At 40.8% G+C, this 4628-nt stretch carries 1 protein-coding gene; it reads right to left on the reverse strand.

What is annotated here, in order from left to right; translation table 11 throughout:
• Positions 1-568: 568 nt before the first annotated feature.
• Entirely contained in the window at positions 569-4171 is a 3603-nt protein-coding gene (locus EA341_RS18890; RefSeq protein ID WP_293016735.1) for an FG-GAP-like repeat-containing protein, read from the reverse strand.
• Positions 4172-4628 lie beyond the last annotated feature (457 nt).

Consider the following 4628-nt stretch of genomic DNA (forward strand, 5'->3'; position numbering starts at 1 on the left):
TGATTTGGCGGCTGAAAAGTCGTTTAACTGCGTCCAGATGGTCAGGTCTAAGAAAAGCTTTTCCTTGTCATCTCGAGATTTTAAAATTTGGTGTTTACAGATCGTAAAATGACAAAAGGGTCCACGCAGCGGGCGCAGCGAAGCCGCAGCGATCGCCGCGAGAAATAGCTATTGGTCATTGGTACGTAGTGAGAAATCTCAGGTATTTGGTTCGCGCGGAGAACGCTAAGGCGCCAAGGATCGCAAAGAAGTTTTGGTAGTGATCTTAAGGTCATTTTTTTGATAATAGAGCTGATTATTACTCTTTGACTCTCAATACTGCAAAGGTATCTGCGAAATCAGCGCAATCAGCGGGAGAATAAAGTCCCGCGGATTACGCGGATAAGCGCAGAAGGCAGAGAGAGGCAAGATCCTACCTTGTCATCTCGAGATTTTAAAATTTGGTATTTACAGATCGTAAAATGACAAAAGGGTCCACGCAGCGGGCGCAGCGAGAAATAGCTATTTGTCATTGGTACGCAGGAGAGATCTGAAGTAAATACAAACCTAGGACAGTTAAAACCCTGCTTCACTTCATCCCAATCTGAGCACCCTCAAGCGGCAGATCCTCTTGATTCCCCTTGTAATCAATCCCTTTAAGGGACTTAAGATTTTCAGGTAAAAGCACTGCATTCGAAGAATTACTTAAGAAACCCGATCGGTTATAAACTTCTATCTTCTGACTCTTTCCACCTTCAAGCTCAAGGATTAAAGTATGGAACTTTGAAGGCGTTCTAAATACCTGACCTTGTAATGCTTTTGCACTTTCATGCACTAATAACCTGGACCGGTTTTGGGAAGAAACGAACAACTGTTTCCCATTCCGTCCGAAAAGAGTCACCATTGCTTTGGCATCACCTGGCACAACAAAGCCACTTTCTATAGAGCGGATAGGCTCAAAATCCCCTTTCCCGTCACCTAATAACACCAAACCATTGAAGGCATCATACCTTCCCGAAAACACCTCATTACCATAATCGTTGCCAACCAACAGCACATCCAAATTTCCATCTCCGTTGACATCTGCTATTGTTATCCCATTTACAGGGGCTGTTTGAGCCATCAGAGGTAATTCATGTACTTTGAATTTTCCTCCTCCAAGGTTCTCTATATAAGCTGTCCTGTCAAAATTACCTTCCAGCTTTACCACATCTTCCAATTCCTCCGGAGTAAAAAGACTTTGCTCTGTTACCCTACCGTATTCTTTGTATCGGGTAAACTTCCTTCTGAAAAGGGTACTCTGACCATACAAATCATCCCAATAGTGAGCCGGAACAGAAATATAATTACCTGTATTGTCTTTGAAATAGGTAAAAATAACAGGATCAATACTTTTATTCCCATCAAAATCCTTAGCATAAACCCTCACAGGCCTTTCTTGGGAAGGGTGATAGTAATTATTGGCTCCAAGATTCCCGAGAATATAGTCAATGCGGCCGTCTTGATTGAAATCACCCGAAGCAATGCTATTCCACCAGCCCAAATGATTTTCCAATCCTGTATTTTTCATTTTCTCCAATGAGGACCCTGTATTTTTAAAGACAGTAACAGGCATCAACTCTCCCACTACCATCAAATCAGGGATACCATCATCGTCTACATCAGTCCAAATGGCATCTGTAACCATTCCAATATTTCTCAATTCAGGGGCTATCTCATCAGTTACATCCTTCAATACACCCGACTCATTTCTTAATATAAATGAACGGTCTGCCAGCGGATACTGACCTATGCCCGTTCTTCCGCCGACAAAAAGATCCATAAACCCATCTCCATTGAAATCAGTCGCGCGCACCACAGTTCCGCTAGCCTCTACTTTTGCCTGTTCAGCTGATGCTTTGGAGAAATTTCCCTTTCCATCATTGATAAAGATGCGGTCAATATATTCTTCTGAACCAGGTCTAAATTCTGAGCTGCCAGACACCAAATAGAGATCAAGATCACCATCATTATCTAAGTCAAACAGCAGTATTCCCATTTCCTCATACCTCTTATCCTCTTCCTTGTCAAAAAGTACTTTTTCTGCAAAAGAACCCTCTTCATCCTGGAAATAAATCACAGGTGAATTTCCAGCTGAGCTGCCGACAATAAAATCCTCTCTGCCGTCACCATTAATATCTCCTACTGCCAAACTGGGTCCAAACTGTGTAAGTTTATGCGGAAGTGTACGCTGGATGTTATAGTCTATTTTATCTTCTTCCTGATGAACAAAGTCTATTCCCAATTCAACAGAAACTTCGTTGAATAATGGGCTCACTTCTTTGGGGCTCAATGGAAATTTGAGTCTATTTTGTCCTACATCACTAGCTTCTGCATGATTTACCTCTAATAAATGATTAGGCTGAAAATTTTCTATAGCCTGATATTTTCCATCCTGCCACAAAATCTCCAATACAAGATCAGAATCCTGTTCTCCCAAACCAAAATGAACAATATCTTCCACGGCAGACATGTATCCTCTTGATATTTGCTGCTCATGGTAAATAAAGTCTTCGGAAGATTGTCTTAGGACAAGCTTGGCACCGATACCCATGGGGTTTTCCACAGTACCTTTCAATTTAACCCTGAGGTAGTTCCCCGTATTGGCCTTTTTGTTGAGTGTATTTTCAAATACAAATGCCGGATCATTGATATTGTTGACTACATAATCCAAGTCACCATCTCCATCCAAATCGACAAATACTGCCCCATTAGAAAAGGATGGTTTATTGAGTCCCCATTTCACTCCCACATCCTCAAAGGTCCAATCACCTTTGTTTTTGTAAGAATAATTCGGGATTTTGACAATAGGTATGGAATCCAAAAGCTGCCTGGTACTTGCTACCCCTCCGACATCAGCCCTGTAATTGGCGAAATCTTTGTCCGTAATATCTCTTGGAAAACCATTGGTAACCAATAGGTCTCTGAATCCATCATTATCCACATCCACAAAAAGCGGTGACCATGACCAGTCAGTTTGGTATACCCCTGCCATGAAACCAATTTCACTAAAAGGAACTCCAGGACCATTCCCTACGTGAAGCATATTCCTTACATGTTGGTATTCATAGCCCCACTGTTCGTTGGAAATGTAAGTCTGGTAGGAGTTTTTAGCAATGGTGGTTTTCTTTCTAAAATTGGTTTCTCCCAACATATCCAAAGTAATGATATCGGGATATCCGTCGTTATTGTAGTCAGAAATGTCTGAACCCATGGAAAACATACTCTGATGCCTGATGTACTCTTTTGTTTTGTTAGAAAAAGTCCCATCCTGATTGTTGATATATAGGATATCGTTGGGCGTATAATCATTTGAAATATAAATATCAGGCCAACCATCAAAGTTGATATCGGCAACAGCTATTCCCAAACCAAAACCTTCTATAGTTATACCAGCCTCAATAGTAACATCGGTGAATGTTCCGTCCCCATTATTTTTGAATAGACGGTCATTATTGATAGCAGAACCATCGATGATTTTTTCTCTGAAATTAGAAGGAATGGATTTGCTCTGTTCATTATTGAGTACATAAAGATCCAAAAAGCCATCATTGTTATAATCAAAAAAAGTTGCCATCATGCTGTTGCCCACTTCAGCAATTCCATATTGCGCTGCTTGTTCTTCAAAATAAGGATTCCCATCTTCATCCAAACCCTGATTGACGAAAAGCATATTGGCACGGCGTTTCTGATCAGGAAACATTGCAGCACAGACATAAATATCCATCCAACCGTCTCCATTGATATCTACTACCGTCACCCCTGTGCTCCATCGTTCTGCAGCTGCTGTGCCAGAACCATTGGTAATATCCTCAAATTTTAAATTCCCTTTGTTGAGATAGAGCTTATTGGCTACCTGATTTCCGGTAAAATAAAGGTCAGGAAGTCCATCATTGTTAAAGTCGGCTACTGCTACCCCTCCTCCATTGAAGATATATTCATCTGTAAGGATATTGAAGGTATCTGTTTCAACAATTTCATTATTGAACAATATCCCTGTATCAGCAGGGGATTTTAGAACAAATAAGGTTTCAGGTGATTGTTTGCAGCCTTGCAGCAACAAGAAAACAACAAAGATCAGTATGGCACTTCTCATAGGTGAATATAGGTTGTATTGGGTTGTAATCGAAATCAAATATTGGGATTTATTCATTAAAAGGCGAAAAGATTTGAATGAATTTTGTCATGGAATGTGAATTGTCGGAGTAAATCCGATGGAAATTGTTGCGCCAGCAACAATCCCGAGAGCGTAGCGACTAGGGACAAAGAAAACCCTTCACTAAAAACCAAATCTGTTCAGCACCAACCCAAAAATCAATTACCACTACTTTTAAGTAGTGGTCTTGCCAAGACAAGTCGGAGCAACCGACTTTAGTCGAAAAGCCATGCGTGGAGACACGAACGGCGGCGGCTACAACACATTTCGGCTAAAGCCACCAAACCCAAACGGGAAGCCTAATCCACCGCATAAATGCGATGGAAATTGTGGTTAACCCTGTATTCAATATCAACTGCCCTACACAGCACCAACCCAAAATCAATTACCACTACTTTTAGAGACTGTGTTAAAACTATGAATTAATATTTTTATTTAATTTAAAAAAGTTATT

It is taken from the genome of Mongoliibacter sp. (genome assembly GCF_007692705.1).
GTDB lineage: Bacteria > Bacteroidota > Bacteroidia > Cytophagales > Cyclobacteriaceae > Mongoliibacter.